Source organism: Microbacterium thalli, assembly GCF_028737325.1.
Classification (GTDB): Bacteria; Actinomycetota; Actinomycetes; order Actinomycetales; family Microbacteriaceae; genus Microbacterium; species Microbacterium thalli.
The window spans coordinates 176,884-196,655 of the sequence record NZ_JAQZCH010000002.1 but is presented as its reverse complement, the minus strand read 5'-3'; the positions used below and the strand labels follow the sequence as shown (position 1 = coordinate 196,655).

At 72.0% G+C, this 19,772-nt stretch carries 13 protein-coding genes; 5 read left to right on the top strand and 8 right to left on the bottom strand.

Annotation, left to right across the window (positions count from 1 at the left end):
• Positions 1-14: 14 nt before the first annotated feature.
• Both PUW82_RS08750 and PUW82_RS08745 read right to left on the bottom strand, forming a co-directional pair.
• Complete coding sequence (locus PUW82_RS08750; protein WP_274221923.1) at positions 15-2,924, bottom strand: UPF0182 family membrane protein; 2,910 nt, start codon at positions 2,922-2,924, stop codon at positions 15-17.
• Positions 2,925-2,965: 41 nt separating this feature from the next.
• A complete protein-coding gene (locus tag PUW82_RS08745) occupies positions 2,966-4,087 on the bottom strand; it encodes a YlbL family protein (RefSeq protein WP_274221922.1) in 1,122 nt (373 codons plus the stop codon).
• Positions 4,088-4,212: 125 nt separating this feature from the next.
• On the opposite strand from PUW82_RS08745, the gene PUW82_RS08740 reads away from it, so the two are divergent.
• Positions 4,213-5,679 (top strand): zinc-dependent metalloprotease, encoded by a 1,467-nt coding sequence (locus PUW82_RS08740; protein ID WP_274221921.1) that lies wholly within the window; start codon positions 4,213-4,215, stop codon positions 5,677-5,679.
• 297 nt (positions 5,680-5,976) lie between these two features.
• On the opposite strand, the gene PUW82_RS08735 is transcribed toward PUW82_RS08740, so the two are convergent.
• The 3 genes from PUW82_RS08735 to nudC form a co-directional block, all read right to left on the bottom strand.
• Positions 5,977-6,318: a hypothetical protein gene (locus PUW82_RS08735; RefSeq protein WP_274221920.1), complete on the bottom strand. Its 342-nt coding sequence runs from the start codon at positions 6,316-6,318 to the stop codon at positions 5,977-5,979.
• Between the two features lie 121 nt (positions 6,319-6,439).
• On the bottom strand, positions 6,440-8,194 hold the full coding sequence (locus PUW82_RS08730) for an ATP-dependent helicase (protein ID WP_274221919.1): 1,755 nt from the start codon (positions 8,192-8,194) through the stop codon (positions 6,440-6,442).
• A complete protein-coding gene (gene nudC, locus PUW82_RS08725) occupies positions 8,191-9,090 on the bottom strand; it encodes an NAD(+) diphosphatase (protein WP_274221918.1) in 900 nt (299 codons plus the stop codon). Before nudC ends, PUW82_RS08730 begins: the two co-directional genes overlap by 4 nt.
• 65 nt (positions 9,091-9,155) lie before the next feature.
• Here nudC and PUW82_RS08720 point away from each other — a divergent pair, with 65 nt between their 5' ends.
• Positions 9,156-10,424 carry a protein kinase family protein gene (locus PUW82_RS08720; protein ID WP_274221917.1) on the top strand — a complete coding sequence of 423 codons (1,269 nt, stop codon included), beginning with the start codon at positions 9,156-9,158 and terminating at the stop codon, positions 10,422-10,424.
• Positions 10,425-10,430: 6 nt separating this feature from the next.
• On the opposite strand, the gene PUW82_RS08715 is transcribed toward PUW82_RS08720, so the two are convergent.
• Positions 10,431-13,721 (bottom strand): ATP-dependent helicase, encoded by a 3,291-nt coding sequence (locus tag PUW82_RS08715; RefSeq protein ID WP_274221916.1) that lies wholly within the window; start codon positions 13,719-13,721, stop codon positions 10,431-10,433.
• Complete coding sequence (locus PUW82_RS08710; RefSeq protein ID WP_274221915.1) at positions 13,718-16,795, bottom strand: ATP-dependent DNA helicase; 3,078 nt, start codon at positions 16,793-16,795, stop codon at positions 13,718-13,720. The genes PUW82_RS08715 and PUW82_RS08710 overlap by 4 nt, the downstream gene beginning before the upstream one ends.
• A gap of 127 nt (positions 16,796-16,922) precedes the next feature.
• Between PUW82_RS08710 and PUW82_RS08705 the strand changes: the two genes are divergently transcribed.
• Together PUW82_RS08705 and PUW82_RS08700 are read left to right on the top strand one after the other, a co-directional pair.
• A complete protein-coding gene (locus tag PUW82_RS08705) occupies positions 16,923-17,147 on the top strand; it encodes a DUF3107 domain-containing protein (protein ID WP_210004234.1) in 225 nt (74 codons plus the stop codon).
• Between the two features lie 3 nt (positions 17,148-17,150).
• Complete coding sequence (locus PUW82_RS08700; RefSeq protein WP_274221914.1) at positions 17,151-17,441, top strand: hypothetical protein; 291 nt, start codon at positions 17,151-17,153, stop codon at positions 17,439-17,441.
• 19 nt (positions 17,442-17,460) lie between these two features.
• Here PUW82_RS08700 and PUW82_RS08695 read toward each other — a convergent pair whose 3' ends face one another.
• Complete coding sequence (locus tag PUW82_RS08695) at positions 17,461-18,177, bottom strand: ferritin-like fold-containing protein (RefSeq protein WP_274221913.1); 717 nt, start codon at positions 18,175-18,177, stop codon at positions 17,461-17,463.
• A 130-nt stretch (positions 18,178-18,307) separates the two neighbouring features.
• On the opposite strand from PUW82_RS08695, the gene PUW82_RS08690 reads away from it, so the two are divergent.
• Positions 18,308-19,765 carry a DEAD/DEAH box helicase gene (locus tag PUW82_RS08690; RefSeq protein ID WP_274221912.1) on the top strand — a complete coding sequence of 486 codons (1,458 nt, stop codon included), beginning with the start codon at positions 18,308-18,310 and terminating at the stop codon, positions 19,763-19,765.
• Positions 19,766-19,772: the final 7 nt, after the last annotated feature.

Sequence of the window (19,772 nt, the reverse complement as noted above, 5' to 3'; positions counted from 1 at the left end):
CGTGCACGGGGTGCTCAGCCCTGGCCGTCCAGCTCCAGCAGGCGGTTGATCGCCTCGGTCAGCTTCGCGTCGGCTGCGCCGTAGGCGGCCCAGTCCGCGTTCTGCATCGCGGTGTTGCGCTCCGCGAGGGCGTCGCGCGCCTGGTCCAGCGCCGCCTGGTAGTCGAGGCTCGGCGCCGCCGGAGCGGTGCCGCCGTCGCCGGGCTGCGTCGGTGCGGGCGTCGCGTCCTCGCCCGGGACGGGATCGGGGACGACGTCGGTGTCACCGGTGCTCGCGCCGGAGTCGCCGCCGAACAGCACGTCGAGCGCCTCCTGCAGCGTGTTCTCGAAGGCGACCTCGTCGCCGAAGCCGACGAGCACCTTCTGCAGAGTCGGCAGCTTCGTGGCGCCGGAGGACTGCACGAACACCGGCTGGACGTAGAGCAGACCGCCGCCCACCGGCAGGGTCAGCAGGTTGCCGTTGATGACCTCGGACTGCCCCTGCTGCAGGATGTTCGAGAACGACGACACCTCGGGGTCGGCGTCGAACGTGTTCTGCACCTGGCCCGGGCCGGCGACCGGCGTCTCGGCGTTGATCTCGAGCATCCGGAGCTTTCCGTATTTGCTGCTGACGACGCCCGCGTCGGCACCCGCGTCGGAATCGACCGACAGGTAGCCCATGAGCACGTTCCGGGTGTCCTGGCCGCCGGGGATGAACGACGAGAACATCGAGTACGAGGGCGCATCCTGGCCGGGCATCTTCATGGTCAGGTAGTACGGCGGTTGCAGCTGGTCGTTCTGCTGCGGGTCGTTCGGCGTCTTCCAGGCGTTGTCGCGCGAGTAGAACGACTGCGCGGTGTCGACGTGGTACGTCCCGAGCATGGCGCGCTGCACCTTGAACAGGTCCGTCGGGTACCGAACGTGACTCATCAGGTCACCGCTCATCTCGCTGACCGGCTTGAGGGTGCTGGGGTAGATCTTCTGCCAGGCCTGCAGCAGGGCGTCCTCCGCGTCCCAGGCGTAGAGCGTGACCTCGCCGGAGTACGCGTCGACGGTCGCCTTGACCGAGTTGCGGATGTAGTTGATGTTGTCGAGCGCGACGCGCGGCTGCGGGTTCGACGAGTCCGAGATCGCGTCGCTCAGGCTCACGATCGACGAGTACGGGTAGTTCGCGCTCAGCGTGTACCCGTCGACGATCCAGACGATGCGTCCGTCGACGACCGAGGGGTAGGGGTCGCTGTCGAGCTCGAGGTACGGCGCGACCTTCGACACGCGCGTGGCCGGGTCGCGGTCGTAGAGGATCTGCGACTCGGAGTTGATCGCATCCGAGAACAGGATGTCGGTCGACTGGAACTTGAGCGAGTAGATCAGGCGGTGGAAGACATCGCCGATGCCGGGGCCGCCGTCGCCGTCGAAGGTCGTCTTCGTCTGGCTCTCGCCCTCCTGACCGCGCGGGTAGTCCAGCTCGATGGGCGAGGCACCCTCGGGGGCGCCGACGATCGAGTAGGTCGGCGAGAACTCGCCGAAGTAGACGCGCGGCTCGTATTCCTGAGCGGCGGTGAGCTCACCCGAGGCCGGGATGCCGCGCTCGACGAAGACCGGGTTTCCGTCGGCGGTGCGCTCGTTGCCCTTGGCCGCGACCATGCCGTAGCCGTGGGTGTAGACGAGCGTCGTGTTGTACCAGGACGCGGCCTCGCCGAGCTGGTTGACGTTGAGCTCGCGCACCGAGACGACGGTGTCCTGCGACTGCCCGTCGATCTGGTAGCGGTCGACGTCGAGCGGCTCCGCGAACTGGTAGTACGACCGGTACTGCTCGATCTGGCGGACCGTCGGTCCGATGATCGCCGGGTCCATGATGCGGATGGATGCCGTCGTGTCGGCGTCGGCGCGCAGCTGACCCGGCTCGACGTCGGTGACGGCCTCGAAGTCGGTCTTCTCCAGGCCGTCGATGCCGTACGCGGCCTTCGTGCCCTCGATGTTGCGCTCGTAGAACGGCGACTCGAGGGTGAGCTGGTTGGGGCGCACCTGCACGTTGGTGACGAACCACGGGTAGGCGATGCCGACGACGAGCGACGACACCACGAGCAGGCCCGTGCCGATCAGGGGGTAGCGCCAGCGGCCGATGATGGCCGTGACGAAGAAGGCGATGGCGACGATCGCCGCGGCGATGGCGAGGATGGCCTGGCCGGGGATCACGGCGTTGACGTCGACGTACGAGGCACCCGTGATGCGGTCGTTGGGCGTCACGAGGGTGCGGTAGCGGTCCAGCCACAGGCTCGCGCCCTGCACCAGCAGGTAGACGCCGGCGAGGACGGCGAGCTGGATACGGGCCGACTTCGAGATCCGCAGCTCGCGCTGTCCGACGCGTACCGCGCCGTAGAGGTACGACACGAGGGCCGTGACCAGCAGGCACACGATGATGACGGCCGAGACGAAGCCGATCGCCGCCGACAGGAACGGCATCGTGAACAGGTAGAACCCGGTATCGAGGCCGAACTCGGGGTCGGTGGTGCCGGTGCTGACGCCGTTGAGCCACAGCGCGACGGTCTCCCACTGCGCCGACGCCGCGAAGCCGGCGAAGAAGCCGAAGAACGCGGGGATTCCCCACATGCCCAGACGGCGCAGCGGCTCGACGACCTCTTGGTAGCGGTCGAGCTGCGAGCTCAGCCGGGCGTAGACCGGCCGGAGCCGGTAGGCGAGCTGGATCGACAGCCAGACGGGTACGGCCATCGCGACGAAGCCGACGACGAACATCAGCACGCGGGCGATCCACTGCGTCAGCAGCACATTGTCGAAGCCGAGTTGCCGGAACCACAGCCAATCGGCGTAGAGGCTCGCGAAGACGAAGAATGCCACCACGATGGCCGCGATGACGGCGAGGGTGATGGCAACGGCGCGGCGGGATCTGCTCGGTGTGGCCGGGGGCGGCGCTGAGGTCGTGGTCACCCTCCCATCCTAGGCGCCGCCCGCTGGGGGGACGCCGTGGGTCAGCCGGTCGTGCAGGTCGGCAGGGCGTCGATGTCGCCGCCCGCGCTGACGGTCTCGATGACGCTGAGGGCGTCGTCGAGGTCCGCGACCGAGAACACGCGCAGCCCGTCGGGGATGTGGCCGACGACCTCGCCGCAGTTGCGCTCGGGCGCGAGGAACCACTCGGCTCCGGCGCTCTTCGCGCCGAAGAGCTTCTGACGGATGCCGCCGATGGGGCCCACCGCACCCTCGGCGTCGATCGTGCCGGTGCCGGCGAACTGCTCGCCGCCGGTGAGCTCGCCGGGCGTGAGAGTGTCGATGATGCCGAGCGCGAACATCATGCCGGCGCTGGGCCCGCCGACGTTGTCGAGCTGCAGCGTGACCTCGATCGGGAAGGCGTAGTCCGGGGTGATGGTGACACCGATCACCCACCGCTTCTCGCCCTCGACGGTCGCCTCGGTCGGCGTCACCTCGACGGTGCGGAGCTCGCCGTCCCGCTCGACCCCGAGCGCCACCGGCGCGCCGTCGCCGGCGTTGATGGCGTCGCGCAGGGACGTGGTCGTGGTCACCGGCTGATCGTCGACGGAGCGGATCACGTCGTTCTGCTCGAGGACGCCGGTCGCCGGGGAGTCCTCCGCGACCTGGAAGACGCGGACCAGTGACTCGATGTCGTAATCCAGTTCGCGCAACGCTGCCGCCGTGGCCTCCTTCTGCGAGTCGACCATCAGGGCGGCGTTCTCGTCGTTGCGCTGCTCGGTGGTCACGCCCTCGGGGAATATCTCGTCGATCGGCACGATCGCCCGCGCCGGATCGAACCACGCCGCCGCGAGCTCGAACCACGAGGGCGTCCGTTCGCGGTTGCCCAGCACCTCGACCGTGAGCAGGTCGAGCGAACCGGACGTCGGGAAAGTCTCGGCCCCGGCGACGCTGATGAGCGGGCGCTCCTCGCCGTCGCCGGTCGTCACGGTGCCCAGGGTGTCGTACACAGGTCCGGGACGCTGGATGACGAACGAGGTGGGCAGCAGCGTCAGCACCAGGAGTGCGACCAGCGAGAGCGACACCGCCCACAGCCCGGTCAGCGCGGGGCGGCTCAAGCGACGTCGGGGCGCGATGACGGGGGCGTTCTCGTCGAAAAGTGACACGTGCTGCTTTCTGTCCCGAGTCGTTCGCGACCGGCGAAAGCGAACGAGGGCCGTTCGCGCCGTGCGACGAGGTCGTGCGGCTAGCGTAGAACGCGAGCTGACCGCCCTGCTGAAAGGCGCCTGACATGGCTGACGACGACCGCTCCCCCGAGGACGAGTTCCAGGAGCTGCTGCGCAGCCTGCTGGGCCAAGGCGGCACCCTCGGGCCCGAACAACTCGAACGCCTCGCCGGCATGGGCATCGACCCGGCGATGCTGCAGCAGATGATGCGGCAGCTGCAGGGCGCTTTCGCGGGCGGGGGCGACGGCAGCATCGACTGGTCGGCGACCCGCACCCAGGCGCTGCACCTGGCCAACAAGGACGGCCACGGCATCAGCTCGGGCGACCGGCAGGACTTCAGCGACGCGTTCGGTCTCGCGACGCTCTGGCTGAGCGAGGCGACGACGATCGCCGATCTGCCGGTGCCCCCGCGCGCGCTCACCCGCGGCGCATGGGTCGAGGCGACCCTGCCGGTGTGGCAGGAGCTCGCCGAGCCTGTCGCGACCTCGATCGCAGACGCGCTCACCGCGGCCCTCGAGGCCCAGGCCCCGGAAGACATGCAGAGCATGATCGCCGGCGCGGGCCGACTGCTGCGCACCGTCGGCGGTTCGCTCTTCGCCGCGCAGCTCGGCGCTGTCGTCGGCAAGCTCTCGCTCGAGGTGGTCTCGGGCGGCGACGTCGGTATCCCCGTGATGCCGGACGGTGAAGCGGCGATCCTGCCCCAGAACTTCGCCGACTTCGGTCGCGACCTCGAGATCGACGACGACCAGCTCGCCCTCGCGCTCGCCACCCGAGAGCTCGCCCACGCCCGGCTGTTCCGCCACGCCCGCTGGCTGCGCCTGCACGTCATCTCGCAGGTGACCGACTTCGCCCGCGGCATCCACGTCGACACCGACGCCCTCGAAGACCTCGCCGCGCGTTTCGACCCGTCGCAGCCGGACGAGCTGCGCACCGCCCTCGAGAGCGGCGTCCTGCTGCCGCAGCGCTCCGAAGCGCAATCCGCGGCTCTCGCCCGTCTCGAGCACCTCCTCGCGACGATCGAGGGCTGGGTCGACGTCGTCGCCGCGGACGCCACGACGCGACTGCCGAGCGCCGGCCGCATCGCCGAGGCGGTTCGACGCCGCCGCGCCGTGGGCGGTCCGGCCGAGCAGGCGATGGCCTCGCTCGTCGGCCTCGAGCTGCGCCCGCGCCGTCTGCGCGAAGCCGCCGCGATGTGGCGTGCCATCACGGATGCCGTCGGCCGCGAGGCCCGCGACGGCCTGTGGGACTACCCCGACCTCATGCCCGCGCCGTCCGACATCGACGACCCGAGCCGCCTCATCGCTCGGCTCGAGGCGCATGCCCGCGGCGAGGCCCCCGAGCGCGACGAGATGGATGACGCTCTCGACGCCCTCCTCGCGTCGGCCGACGCGACCTCGGAACGCGATGCGCCGTCCGACCACGACGCACCGGGCGATGCCCCTGGTGACGGTGCACCCGGTGACGGTGCCGCGGGTGACGGTGCCGCGGGCGATCCGCGCGACGAGGGACCGGCGGGTCCGCGTCCGGTGTGATCGGCGGTCGCCGGTGGGGGCACATCGGCGTCTGCACAGTCGGATTGCTGCCGTCCCCCGCACGCGCGGCTGTGGAGAGCGGCGGAGGCCGGGAGGGCGCGTGCCGAGAATCGGAACGTGCTTCGCCTGATCCCCTCCGCCGTTCCCCTCTGGCGCTCCCCCAGCCGACTGCAGCTCGGAATGGACGGCGCGGTCCGACTCGATGACGTCTCGCCCGCGGCCGAACGGCTGATCGAGGCCCTGCGTGCCGGTGTCTCCGACGGCATGATGACCGCGTTGGCCGCGGAAGCGGGGGCGTCACCCGCTGATGTGGACGCCCTGCTGGCCCGCCTCGACCCCGTGCTCGAGCGTCGGCCACGCGCGCAGGTCGTCGTCCGCGTCTCGTTCGCGCCGGGCATCGAGCTCGCCGATCGGGAGCGCATCAGCGCGGCACTCAGCATCGCGGGGGCACGGATCACGGAGTCGGATGACCGCGATGTCGCCGTGGTGCTCGTGGCGCCCTACCTCGTCGAACCTCGGCGCACCGCGAGTCTGCTGTCGGACGACATCCGCCACCTCCCGCTCGAACTGGCCGGGGATCGCGTGACAGTCGGTCCCCTCGTGGTTCCCGGGCGGACGGCCTGCGCGGCGTGTGCGCATGCGCACCGTCGGGACGCGGATCCCGAGTGGCCGCTGGTGGCGGCGCAGCTGCTCGCCCGCCCCGCGCCGCCCACCGACGCCGCGCTCATCGGCGCCGCGTGCGCTCTGGCCGTCGGGATGGTCAGTGCGCCCGCGACGGAGCGGTCCCGCGCGGCGACGCTGCATTCGGGGCGCGTCGCGGCGACCTGGCGCGAGGCCGAACCGCATCCAGCGTGTTGGTGCCGATCTCCTTCACGAAGCGCGACACCTGCCGTTCGTAACGTCCGATCCCCCGGGCCCACGACAGCGAGAGCGTACGCGCGGCCCGCGTGATGCCCACATATGCGAGCCGCCGTTCCTCGTCGATCTGCTCGAACGTCGTCGCGTAGGCGATCGGCAGCAGGCCCTCGGCCATTCCGACGAGGTGGACGTGCGGCCACTCCAGACCTTTCGCAGCGTGGAGCGTGGAGAGCGTGACGGTGCGGGTCGCGACCTCGTGCTGGTCTTTCGCGCGCGTCTGCAGGTCATTGGTGAAGCCGCGCATGGTCGTCCCCGCGGGCGCCTCCTCGGCGAGTCGCAAGAGCGCCGCGCGTGCCTCCCAGGCGTCACGCAACGGACCGCCCGCCGCCGGCGGCTCGTCGCTCAGGCCGAGCGAGCGCAGCACCGCCCGGACGTCGGCGACGAGGTCGCCCGACGAGGGCGCCACGGCGGCGCCGCGCAGCGCCATGACCGCCTGCCGCACTTCCGGGATGTCGAAGAATCGGGGGCCGCCCAGGACGGATGCCGGAACGCCGCGACGGGCGAGAGCGGCGAGCAACGGCGCCGACTGCGCATTGGCGCGGTAGAGAACGGCGATCTCGCGGGGATCGGCGCCGGCCGCGATCTGATCGGCGACCGTCGCGGCGACGCCGTCGGCCTCGGCCGCGTCGTCGTCGTACTCGCTCAGGGCCGGACGGGGATGGTCGGGCGTCTCGCGCTGCGCCGCGAGCTCGAGGGCCCCCGGACGTCCGCGCATTAACTCGTTCGCCGCCGCCACCACGCTCGCCTCCGAACGGTAGTTGCGTTCGAGCCGCAGGACGCGGGCATCCGGGAACCGCGTGCCGAAATCGAGGAGGTAGCGGGGGTCGGCGCCGGCGAACGAGTAGATGGTCTGGCTCGCGTCGCCGACGACGCACAGGTCGTGCCGGTCGCCGAGCCACAGCTCGAGCAGCCGATACTGGATCGGAGAGACGTCCTGGAACTCGTCGACCGTGAAATGGCGGTACTGCTCGCGCACCTCCGCGGCGACGCGGGGCTCGGCCTCGAGCATGCCTGCACAGGCGAGCAGCACGTCCTCGAAGTCGAGCTGCCGGCGCTCGTCCTTGAGCCGCTCGTAGGCCTGCTGCAGCGCGACCACCGCATCGAGGGAGAGCGACCCCACGCCCTCGGGCCGATCGAGTGCGTACTGCTCGACGGAACGCATCGTGATCTTGCGCCACTCGATCCGGGTCGCGACATCGCGCAGCACGGCCGGGTCGGGGTTCACCCCGATCGCGTCGGCGGCCTGCGCGAGCATGCGCACCTTGCTGCTGAGGATCGTCGGCGCGGTGTCGCCGGCCAGCTGGGGCCAGAAGTAGTTGAGCTGGGCGAGTGCGGCCGCGTGGAAGGTCCGCGCCGCGACGCCGCCGACGCCGAGGGCGCGCAGCCGCCCTCGCATCTCTCCGGCCGCTTTCGCGGTGAAGGTCACGGCCATCACGCGACCCGGGGAGTACGCGCCGGTGTCGACCCCGTGGGCGATGCGGTGCGTGATGACGCGGGTCTTGCCCGAGCCGGCGCCCGCGAGCACGCAGACGGGACCGCGCAGGGCGGAGGCGGCCTCCCGCTGCTGTTCGTCGAGGCCCGCGAGAGCGTCGGTCACTCGTCCTCCTCGCACCAGTCCGTGATCAGGCGATGCGCGATCGACGCCGACCCGGGCAGGGCGACGGGGCCAGTACCCGCGAGCGAGCTCGCGATCTCCGCACGCGTGAACCAGCGCACCTCGGTGATCTCCTCACCGTCGGGTCGAGCCGGGGCGGCATCCTCGGCGACGGCGTGGAAGCCGAGCATGAGCGAGCGCGGGTACGGCCACGCCTGCGAGCCGCGGTACGACAGCTCGTCGACCACCACACCGGCCTCCTCGGCCACCTCCCGACGCACGGCCGTCTCGAGCGACTCCCCCGCCTCGACGAACCCCGCGAAGGTCGAGAAGCGGTTCTGCGCCGCCCACGCGGCGTTCTGCCCGAGCAGCAGTCGTTCGTTCGCGGCGTCGCGCACCGCGACGATCACAGCAGGATCGGTGCGGGGGAACTGCTGCCGGCCGCAGCCCGAGCACAGGCGCGACCACCCGGCCGCGCGCAGCGGCGCGGGCGAACCGCACCGGGGGCAGAAGCGGAAGTCGGTGAACCACCGGGCCAGCGAGACCGCGGTGACGAGGGCTCCCGCATCCTCGTCGCTCAGGTCGCCGCCGACCATCCGCAGCGAGACCCAACCGTCGTCGTCACGTCCATCGGAGGACCTCGGCGGCTCGACGGCCGCCACGAGCCGCGCGGAGCCGTCGCCCGCGCGCCCGAGGAATCCCCATTCCGCCGCGTCCGTCACCGCGTCCGGGGCCTCCCACAGCAGACGGGTGCCGACGGCGGGTGCCCGGTCACCGTTCACGCGCAGCACCCGCGTGGTCGGGTCCGCGAGAAGCCGTGCGACGAGGCCGTCCTCGGCTCGTTCGTCGGGTGACGTGTCGAACGCGGACCGGGCTAGGGCCGGCGGCTGCAATCGCATCTCGGGGACCTCTCTCGCGGGCGTGGCGCGTCGGCCTGCGCCGCCGCCCGACCTACCCTGATGGCATGGCTCGCTCTCCCTTCACTCTAGCCGCGTCCGTCAGCTCGGCTCTGCCCGGCGCCGCCGTGGTCGGCGCGGCCGAACTGACCGAGGGCTCCGACAGCCGCTACGACAGCGCGCTCGTCACGCTCGCCGACGGCAAGCGCGTCGTCGTACGGGCACCCGTGGACGCCGACGCCGACCGCGAGCTCGTGGCCGACACCCGCGCGCTGCGCGCGCTGACGCCCGGCGTCCGCGGCCTCCTCCCCTTCGCGGCACCCACCCTGCTGGGAACCGCACGCCTCGACGGGTTCACCGCCGTCGTGCAGGAATTCGTCCCCGGTTACCGCGTCGACGCCGCTCACATCCCCGCCGGTCGCGGCGTCGCCTGGTCGCTCGGAGCCGCGATCGCCCGTGTGCACGGGCTGCCGCACGCCGTCGCCCGCGACGCCGGGCTGCGCATCCGCACGAGCGCCGACGTGCGGGTGGATGCCGAGCGCCTGCTCGACCGCGCGGAGGCGACCGGCTCGCTGCCCTTCGGCCTGCTGCGACGCTGGAGCACGGCGCTCGGCGCCGACCGCCTCTGGCGGTTCGAGACGACCGTGACGCTCGGCGGGGTCGACCCGAGCCGTTTCGTGCTCACCGACACGGCCGCGGGACCGACGGTCACCGGTCTGCTCGCGTGGAACGGCCTCGGCGTCGGCGACCCGGCGGAGGACCTGCGCTGGCTCGCTTCGGCACCGAATGCGCGGGACGACGTCCTCGAGGCGTACGCCGAGGCGGCCCATCACACCCCTGATGCGGCCCTCGCCTCGCGCGCCCGGCTCTACGCGGAGCTCGAGTTCGCCCGCTGGCTCGCGCATGGGCACGAGACCGGCGCAGCGCGCGTGGTCGAGGACGCCGTCGCCCTCCTCACCGCTCTGGATGAGGGTGTGCGCGACGAGCCCCTGCTCGAGGACGAGCACAGCTCGGTCGACGATGCGCTCGAGATCCTCGAGCGCACCCCCGCCACGGCGACAGCAGCGCGCGACACCTCGATGCAGACCGATACCTACGATCCGGCTCTCCTCGCCGCCTACCTCGCTGACCAGGAGACCGCCGAGCAGGCGGACATCGAGACGATCCCCATCGATCTCTCCGACTGGACTCCCGACGGCGGCTCGAGCGACCACCGCCCCGCGAACCCGCCCGCGCCCGACGAGCCCGCGCTCTCGAGCGACGAGGCCGAAGACCGCGACCCCGAGCACGCCGAGTCGGCGCGCAACGCGTTGCGTCGCTGGGCCGGCAACGACTGAGGAGCGTCACCCCCGCAGGATGAGGTCGTCACCGACGTAGTACAGCGCGACGTCGATCTCGGACTCGGGTACGCCGTGGCGGGTGGAGTACGCCCGCCGATACAGCTCGAGCTGCAGCATCCGTTCGGCGCGTTCGGCCGGCGTTCGCGGCGGCCGGCCCGTCTTCCAGTCGACGATCTCGAGACGGCCGCCCCGGTCGTGGCGTCGGTAGACGGCGTCGAGCTTGCAGATGATGACGTGCGGCCGCCCGTCGCCCAGCAGGGTCGCGTCGGCGAAGTCGATCTCCGTCTCGACCTCGATCGGCTGCAGGTCGGCCCACTCCGAGCGCAGGAAATTCTCCTGCAGCAGGCGGAACTCGGCGTCCGACCCGGCACCGGCGGCACCGGTCTCATCGAGGTCGGCGTCCGTCTCCCACAACGGCGCATCCGGCTGGGGGCCGCGCGCCGCGATGCCCGAGCGCTGCTCGACCCAGGCGTGGAAGCGGGTGCCCAGCCGTGTCTCGCGGTACGGCCGCTCGGGCAGCGGACGCAGCGCTGCTTCGACGGCGGTGGCGTAGTCCGCGGCGAACTCCTTGAAGCGGGATGCCGGGATGCGGGTCGGTGCGCTCGGGGCGGCTGCGTTGCGCCGTTCGTCGCGTTCGGCCAGAAGCAGGGCGAGATCACGGCTCGGCTCCGGCACGGCTCCTGAGGCTCGCACGACGCGGACCGCCTCGGCTGCGGCATCCACCCGGGTCCGACGGGAGCCCAACGCATCGAGCGGCCAGGACAGGAGTTGTCGCCGCTCGAGGTACGGGTTCTCGCCGGGGTCGACATCGTCGATCGGGTGGTCGAGCGCCGCGGCGATCTCGGTGAGGAAGGCGCTGGGACCACGCGGGTTGCGCGTGCCCGACCAGAACGAGCCGCTCAGCAGCAGAGCGTCGCGAGCCCGCGTCACGGCGACGTAGGCCAGGCGCCGCTCCTCTTCCCGCTGCCGGTCGGCGTTGTCGTCGGCGAAGCGGGTCAGGGCGGCCTTGAGGTCCTGCTGCGTCGGCGCCGCGTGCGCCTGCCATGCGAACTCGGGAAGCCACCGGGCGTCACCACGGAACGCATAGGGCAGCACGCCGAAACCCAACCAGCCCTGCTTGTCGCGCGGCCGGGCGGGCAGTTCATCGACGACGACGCGCCCGACGGCGACGGCATCCCATTCGAGGCCCTTGGACCCGTGGATCGTGAGGATCTGGACGACATCGTCCTCGGGCGGCTCGGTGCGCGGCGCGAACTCGTCCTGACGCTCCGCATGGTCGAGCCAGGCGAGCAGGCTGGGCAGCGAGCCCGACTCGTCGGTCGCGAGGAAGCCCTGCAACTCGTCGACGAAGGCGCGCAGCTGGTCGGAGGCGACGCGTGCCGGACCGCGGCTCTCGTTGGCGGCCAGCTCGATGTCGAGCCGCAGCTCGGCTTCGATGAGGCGCACGAGCTCGGGCACCGGCATCGTCGAGGCTCGGCGCAGTCCTGCGAACACCGCTGCCGCCTCGCGCAGTCGCTCGCGTGCGGCGGGAGTGAGTTCGGCCAGCCAGCTGTGATCGGCCGGCACCCGCAGGATGAAGTCGAGCGCATCGATGAGCGACGCGCGCTCCTCGCCGCCACGCAGGTCGGGCGGCAGGGGCTGCAGCGACGCATCCGAGCGAGCGAGGCGGCGCGCCAGCTCGGCGAGTGCGCGCAGGTCGCGCAGACCGACGGCCCATCGGGGTCCGGCGAGCAGGCGCAGCAGGGCGGAACCCGCCGTCGGGTCGCTGATGACGCGCAGCGCCGACACGACATCCACGACCTCGGGTGTACTGAGCAGGCCACCCAGCCCGAGGATGCGATGCGGGATGCCGCGGCGCCCGAGCGCGTCGGCATAGCGGGTCATGTGCTTCTTGCTGCGCAACAGGATCGCCGCGCTCGTCGGCTCGCCCCGACGTGCGCGGTCGGCGCGTACCGACTGGAACCAGGCGGCGACCCGATCGGTCTCGGCGTCGAGATCGGGCTCGAAGACGATGTCGACCTGTCCCTCCGGCGCACCGGGACGTGAACGCAGCTCGTCGACGGGCACGGGCGAGCGTTCCGCGAGCGGCGTGAGCACGGCGTTGGCGGCGCGCAGGATGCGTCGACTGTTGCGCCAGCTCGTCGCGAGCGAGAACCGGTGCGACGGGCCGTCCGGGGCGAACGCCGCCGCGAAGTCGCCGAGGTTGCCGGCGCTCGCGCCGCGCCAGCCGTAGATCGACTGGTGCGGGTCGCCCACCGCCATCACGGCGGTACCCGAGAACACCGCGGCGAGCAGTTCGGTCTGCACGACCGACGTGTCCTGGTACTCGTCGAGCAGGACGACCGGATGCCGCGCCCGCAGCTCGTCGGCCACCGCCTGGTGGCCGCGGATGACGGCGACGGCGCCGGCCACCTGGTCCGAGAAGTCGATGACCCCGGCGCGGACCTTGCGCGACTGGTACTCCCGCGCGAGATCGGCCAACAGGGGCAGCGCGCCGACCTGTTCGGCCGCCCGCGCGACATCCGCGTACACAGTGGTCCCGCTGCGCGTGGAGGGACGTTCCAGCACGTCGGCGAACGCGTGACCGAACCGGCCGAGGTCAGAGAAATCGACGAGGTTGTCGACGCCGTCGCGTGCGATGCGGAGGGCGCCGTCGATGATCGTCCGCAGGGCGTTGTCGCGCAGCTCGAGGCGCTCGTCGTCGGACTCGAGCACGACGCGCCGCATCAGCAGCCACGCCGCGGACTCGCTCAGGACGGCGGCTTCGGGGTCGCGCCCGATCCGGACCGCGTTCTCGCGCACGATCCCGTCGGCGAAGCTGTTGTAGGTCGAGACCGTCGGGCGATCGAGCAGCGAGTCCGCCGGTGCCGCCTGCCCGAGCGCGCCGCAGTCGTCGGCGAGCCGATCGATCGTGGTCAGCCGGGCGATCGCGGGGGCATGCGCCCGTTCCAGCTCGCCGAACACGTCGAGCGCGCCGCGGGCGTGCAGGTCATCGAGGTGAGGCAGCAGTCCGGCGGTTTCGAACTCGGTCAGGCGGTCGAGCCGGCGGCGGATGCGCTCGGCCAGCTCGCCCGCCGCCTTGCGGGTGAACGTCAGGCCGAGGATGCCGGCCCGCGAGACGAGACCGTTGGCCACGAGCCACACGACGCGGCCGGCCATCGTCTCGGTCTTGCCGCTGCCGGCGCCCGCCACGACGAGCGCCGGCTCGAGGGGCGCCGAGATGACGGCGCTCTGCTCGGGCGTCGGCGGGAATTGTCCGAGAGCCGCGGCGAGGGCGGCGGGTGACACGATCACGTCGCGCTCACCGGGGCGATCGTGTGGATACGGCACAGCCCGTAGGAATGGTCGTCGCGGCAGTGCTCTTCGAACGGGGCCGTGAAGGTCGCGCCGCCCATGGTCTGCGCCGCCTCGTGCACGCGCGCGACGAACGTCGCGCGCGTGTCGTCGTCGAAGGGCGGCTGACGCGGCACGACGTAGTCCTTCGACGCGGCGGTCGGACGCAGCACCAGCAGCATCGCGCCGCCGCCTGGCATCCCCGCCGCCGCGGGGATCGCGCCGCGCTCGTGCGCGAGCTGATACGCCGCGAGCTGCGCGTGGGTCGCCACCGCCCGGTCGGTCTGCGGTTCGCGTTTGCCGGTCTTGAGGTCGACGATCACGACCGAGCCGTCTCCGCGCAATTCGACCCGGTCGACGGCCCCGCTCACGACGATGCGCCCATCGGCGTCGTCGGTCGCCAGCTCGACCTCGAAGCGCGGCTCCGCCTCGAGCAGACGACCGCCCTCGCGCTCGAAATCGCGGAGGTACCGCGCGAGGCGGCGGACGAGGTCGCGCGCCCGCGTCCGTTCGGCGCGCTCACGCCACGGCGACTCGAACTCCAGCTCGCCCCACCGTTCCGCCACCGCTGTCCAGAGCGCCTCCTCGTCGGGAGCGGCGACCTCGAGCGCACCATGCACGATCGTGCCGATACCGGCCGTCGCGCTGCCCGAGTCGCCGCCGAGCTCGCCGATGACCCAGTTCAGCTGACACTCCTCCAGTGTCTCGAGCCGCGACGGCGAGACACGGATGCTCTCGACCTCGCGGTCGCGCAAGGGCGCGTCGGAGGTCACGGCGGTGACGCCGAACCAGGCGTCGGGATCGGCTCCGGCGATGCCCGCGTCGGCGAGCAGGACGAGCTGACCGGCAGCGTCGGCGCGTTCGGCATCCGAGGAGCGCGGATCGGTGAGGGTGCGGCGATGCCGTGCGACGAGGCCGCGCAGCGTGAGGGGGTGCGCCGCCTCGGCCGGCGCACCCTCGGGGTCGGGCAGGACGTCGAAGAACGGGCTCGGTCCCGTGTCGTCGTCCGAGACGGCGGTCACGACGAGCTGATCGCGAGCACGCGAGAGTGCGCGGGCGAACAGGCGGAGCTCGTCGTGGAGCACGGAGCGGCGGCGGTCGAGGGCGTCCGCCGCGGCCGGATCGTCGTAGGCCAGACGCCACGTGTCGAGCAGACTGCCGCGAACGCGCAGATTCGGCCAGACGCCCTCCTGCAACCCCGCCACGATCACGGTGTCGAACTCGGTCCCGAGGGCCGCAGCGGGCGTCAGCACCCGCACCGCTCCCATCGCCGGTGGCGCGACGAACCGGTCGTCGCCCACATCAGCATCGAGGATGCCGCGGAGGAACGCCATCGGCGTGGTGCCGTCCTCGCGTTCGCCGTGCCGCTTCGCCGCTTGGAACAGCGCGACGACGGCGTCCAGGTCGCGATCGGCCTGGGCGGCGAGCGGCCCGTGCCCGCGGGCCGCCTCACGCAGTGCGCGCTCGCGCCCGGAGCCCTCCCACGCGGCCCAGAGCAGCTCGTGAGCCGTGGCTCCGTCGGCGATGAGGTCGTGCACGGCAGCGAGGGTTTCCGCGACCCGGGCCGCCCGACGCGCCTCGCGCAGGTCGACGAACGCGAATTCGGCCGGGTGGACCATGGCCGACCGCAGGGTCTCCCACGGCGACACGAACGATGCCGCGGCATCCGCATTCGTGTGGCGCAACGCCGAGCGGAGCCGCCGCTGATCGACCGCGTCGAGCCCGGCGCCCGCGAGAGCCCCGACGATCTCGTCGCGCGTCCAGTCCTCGTGGGGCCGTGCGGCCAGGTCGACCACCCGCAGCAGATCGCGCACGACGGCCGAGTCGCGCAGCGCCGATCCCGTTCCCGAGGTCACGGTCGGCACCTCGCGCGCCGCGAGCTCGGCCTCGAGCGCCCCGACCTGACGACTGTCGTGCGCGATGACCGCGCACTGCTCCCAGGGCACGCCGGCATGGACATGCCGCTCGCGCAGGACGCGTGCAACGGTGTCGAACTCCTCGGTGCGGGAGCGCAGCACGAGAGCGCGCGTGGCGGCGGTGGCCGACCGCCGGTCCGGCGCGGGCGGGCGGCGGTGCGCGACGACGCCGATCGCGCCGATCCGGCTCGTGACGGCCGAGACCAGGTCGGCGTGGCCGCCGTCGGCACGGTGCACCCGGTCGAGGACGAGGAGGTCGACACCGGCGGCCAGGCGCGCGAAGTTCTCGGGCGCCGCGCCGCGGAAGGAGCCCGACCCGACGTCCGGGTCGCCGAAGGCGACGACGGCGACGCCGCGCGACCGGCAGGCCTCGAGCAGCTGGACGCCTCCGCTGGTCAGTTCCTGGGCGTCATCCACCAGCACGACGCGCAGGTCGGGCAGACCCCGGCGGGCCACGATCGCGGCGGCCTCGGCGACCAGCCCGGCGGCATCGCGATGGGCCCCGCGCATCGCGTCTCTCACCGTGTCGTAGTCGGTGAGGAAGGATGCCGCCGCCCGCCAGGCCTCGCGGCCCTCACGCTCCGCGCGCTCCGCCAGCGCCCGGCTCTCGATGCCCAGCGCCGTGCATTCGGCGATGAAGGCACGCAGCTCCGCGCGGAACCCGCGCGATTCGCGGACGGACGCGGGCAGCCAGGCGGGCCAGCGCGACGGCCCGTCCCGCTCGTCCTCGGCGTCGCCCGCCAGCAGATCGCGCACGAGCGCGTCCTCGTCGGCGCCGGTGAGCAGCCGCGGCGGCTCGAGTCCGCGACGCACGGCCTCGCCGCGCACGATCTGAAACGCGAAGGCCGCGACCGACCGGGCGAGCGGCCCGGCCGTGGCCACACCCACCGCCACGGCGAGCTCGTCGCGCAGGCTGGTCGCGGCCTGGCGCGTCGCCGTCAGGACGACGAGGTCGTCGGCAGACAGTCCCGCGCGCACCAGCCGGCGCACCCGCTGCACGACCGTCAGGGACTTGCCCGTGCCGGGCGCACCGACCACGACGGCACTCGCGTCGACCGGCAGCTCGACGACGCGGGACTGCGCGGCATCCAGGTCGACGTCCGGCGAGAGAGAAGGCATTGATCCACGGTAACGCGCGGCTCCGACAGGCGTTCGCCCAGGGCGTGACCATGCCCGCTGCCGGCCCCGACGGGTGTCGTAGAGTCGAAGAGCGCCCGACGGACGGTCGCGGAGGAGGAGATTTTTCGTGGAGATTCGTATCGGCATCAGCCACACCGGACGCGAGCTCAGCCTGGAGTCGAACGACTCGGCCGACGCCGTCCGCGCGAAGATCTCCGAGGCGCTGTCCTCCGACGCCGCCTTCGTCGAGCTGACCGACGCCAAGGGCAGCTCGTACATCATCCCGACCGCCGGGATCGCCTTCGTCGAGGTCGGCACCGACCAGACCCGTCGCGTGGGCTTCGTGGCCTGACCCGTGCACATCCTGCTCGCGCTGATCCTCGGGGCGGTCATCGGCCTCGCCGCCGAGCTGCTCGTGCCGGGACGCGATGCACGAGGTGCCGCCCTCGCCCCCGTCGTCGGGGCCGTGGTGTCCGGGGCGGCTTGGACGATCCTGACCTGGACGGGCCTCGGCATCGCCGACCCGGTCATCTGGATCGTCGCGGTCCTCGCCCCCGCCGTCGTCGTTCCGCTCGTGCTCGTCGTGCTCACGCGTGTGCGCGCCGCGCACGACGAGCACGAGCGTCGGCGCCTGCGTATCGGCTGATCCGCGCGGCGGCCGGCTGTCAGGCCTCGAGGCCCATCGCCGCCATCCGGCGCGCGTGGGCCGCCATCACGTCGGCGTAGGTCGGCTCGACGCGCTTCTCGTTCGCCGGCTCGAGTGAGGTCGACCGCAGGGCGGCGCGCGCGATGAGCAACGTGTCGCCGACGAGTCGGCGTCCCCATAGAGACAGCAGTCCGCGCCACTGCTCATCCGACGCGATCGCCTCGGTGATGATGCGCACGAGCGCGCTGCGGTCGTCGTGGGCGCGCAGGATCACCGCGACCTGACGACCCGTGTCGCCGTAACTCGCCGAGAGCGCGAGGTAGAAGTCATCCAGCATCCCGGCCGTCACGTGCACCGAGAGCATCGTCTCGAGGGGGCGCGCCCCGTGCGTCGCACGCCGGAACGCGTCGAGGGGCTCGCGGAACGGGAGCATGAGCTCGAGCGGGTCGGCACCGCGGTCGCGGATCACCCCGACCAGCTCGCGATGCTTCAACAGGGCCGTCCCCGCCGCGAGCGACAGGGACTCCTTCTGCGAGAGCTCGGGCGTCGACGCGATGAGGTCGCTGAGCGTCTCGAAATAGCCCAGCTGCAGATAGGCGGCCTGACCGAGGAAGGTGTCGACGTCGGGCGCGAGCTCCTCGAAATCGACGCGGCGGACATCGCCGTAGTCGCCGCGCGAACGCAGCCGAAGCGTTCGTCCCACGGGACGCCTGCGTTTGAAGAACCAGCTCACCACGGCTCCAGCCTAGGGTCGCGCTAGGCTGGATGCGCCCCGGCATCGGACTGGGGCCCCGCGCCTGTGGCTGAGTGAAAGGCGTGGACTCGTTCACCCGGCGGCTTCTCACCGCCAGACAGGCATGTCATCCATGACCACTTTCGCTGACCTCGGCGTCGACCAGGACATCGTCGACGCCCTCGCCGAGAAGGGGATCGTCGACGCGTTCCCGATCCAGGAGCAGACCATCCCCCTCGGCCTCCCCGGCCAGGACATCATCGGCCAGGCGAAGACCGGTACCGGCAAGACCTTCGGCTTCGGCATCCCGGTCGTCCAGCGTCTGGGTCTCGATCCCGCGCCCGGCGTCAAGGCGCTCATCGTCGTCCCCACGCGCGAGCTCGCGGTGCAGGTCTTCGAGGACATGGACATGCTCACGCGCAACCGCTCGACGAGCGTCGTGGCGATCTACGGCGGCAAGGCGTACGAAGGCCAGATCGACCAGCTCAAGGCCGGCGCGCAGATCGTCGTCGGAACCCCCGGCCGCCTCATCGACCTCGCCGGGCAGCGACTGCTCGATCTGTCGAATGCCACCGAGGTCGTGCTCGACGAGGCCGACAAGATGCTCGACCTCGGGTTCCTCCCCGACATCGAGAAGATCTTCCAGAAGGTCGCGCCCGTCCGCCACACGATGCTCTACTCGGCCACCATGCCGGGCCCCATCGTCGCCCTGGCTCGCCGGTTCATGTCGAACCCGATCCACATCCGCGCGACCGACCCCGACGAGGGCCTGACCCAGGCGAACATCAAGCACCTCGTCTACCGGGCGCACTCGCTCGACAAGGATGAGATCATCGCGCGCATCCTCCAGGCCGAGGGCCGGGGCAAGACCGTCATCTTCACGCGCACCAAGCGCGCGGCCCAGAAGCTCGTCGACGAGCTCAACGACCGCGGCTTCAACGCGGGCGCGGTCCACGGTGACATGAGCCAGGAGGCACGCGAGCGTTCGATGGCGGGCTTCAAGGCCGGCAAGAAGGACGTGCTGATCGCCACGGATGTCGCCGCGCGCGGCATCGACGTCGACGACGTCACCCACGTCATCAACCACACGATCCCCGATGACGAGAAGGCGTACCTGCACCGCGCCGGTCGCACCGGTCGCGCCGGTCGCACCGGCATCGCGGTGACCTTCGTCGACTGGGACGACCTGCACAAGTGGGCCCTGATCAACCGTGCGCTGGAGTTCGGGCAGCCCGAGCCCGTCGAGACCTACTCGTCGAGCCCGCACCTGTTCGAAGACCTCGCGATCCCGGCCGGCACGAAGGGCCGTCTGCGCAAGCTGCCCACGACGCAGAGCGTGAAGACGGTGCCGAGCGACACCGCCGACGACGCGGGCCAGCGTCCGCGTCGTCGGCGTTCGCGCGGTGGCAACGACTCCGCGCCGGCCGCTGCGACCTCCGGCGACGGCACTGCGACGGAAGATGCCCCGGCAGGAGCGGGCACGCACGACGGGGGCGGCAGCGAGCACCGCGACGGCAAGACGGCGCCGCGTCGCCGTCGCCGCCGCCGCGGCTCGGGTGCCGGCGGCCCCGCCGCCCCGGCCGCCGGCTGAACCGGCT

Bases quoted from the DNA above. Each gene is read 5' to 3' on its own strand.
- PUW82_RS08740 (WP_274221921.1), top strand. From the start codon at position 4,213: ATGGCTGACGACGACCGCTCCCCCGAGGACGAGTTCCAGGAGCTGCTG.
- PUW82_RS08735 (WP_274221920.1), bottom strand. From the start codon at position 6,318: ATGCGCACACGCCGCGCAGGCCGTCCGCCCGGGAACCACGAGGGGACC.
- nudC (WP_274221918.1), bottom strand. From the start codon at position 9,090: ATGCGATTGCAGCCGCCGGCCCTAGCCCGGTCCGCGTTCGACACGTCA.
- PUW82_RS08720 (WP_274221917.1), top strand. From the start codon at position 9,156: ATGGCTCGCTCTCCCTTCACTCTAGCCGCGTCCGTCAGCTCGGCTCTG.
- PUW82_RS08710 (WP_274221915.1), bottom strand. From the start codon at position 16,795: ATGCCTTCTCTCTCGCCGGACGTCGACCTGGATGCCGCGCAGTCCCGC.
- PUW82_RS08690 (WP_274221912.1), top strand. From the start codon at position 18,308: ATGACCACTTTCGCTGACCTCGGCGTCGACCAGGACATCGTCGACGCC.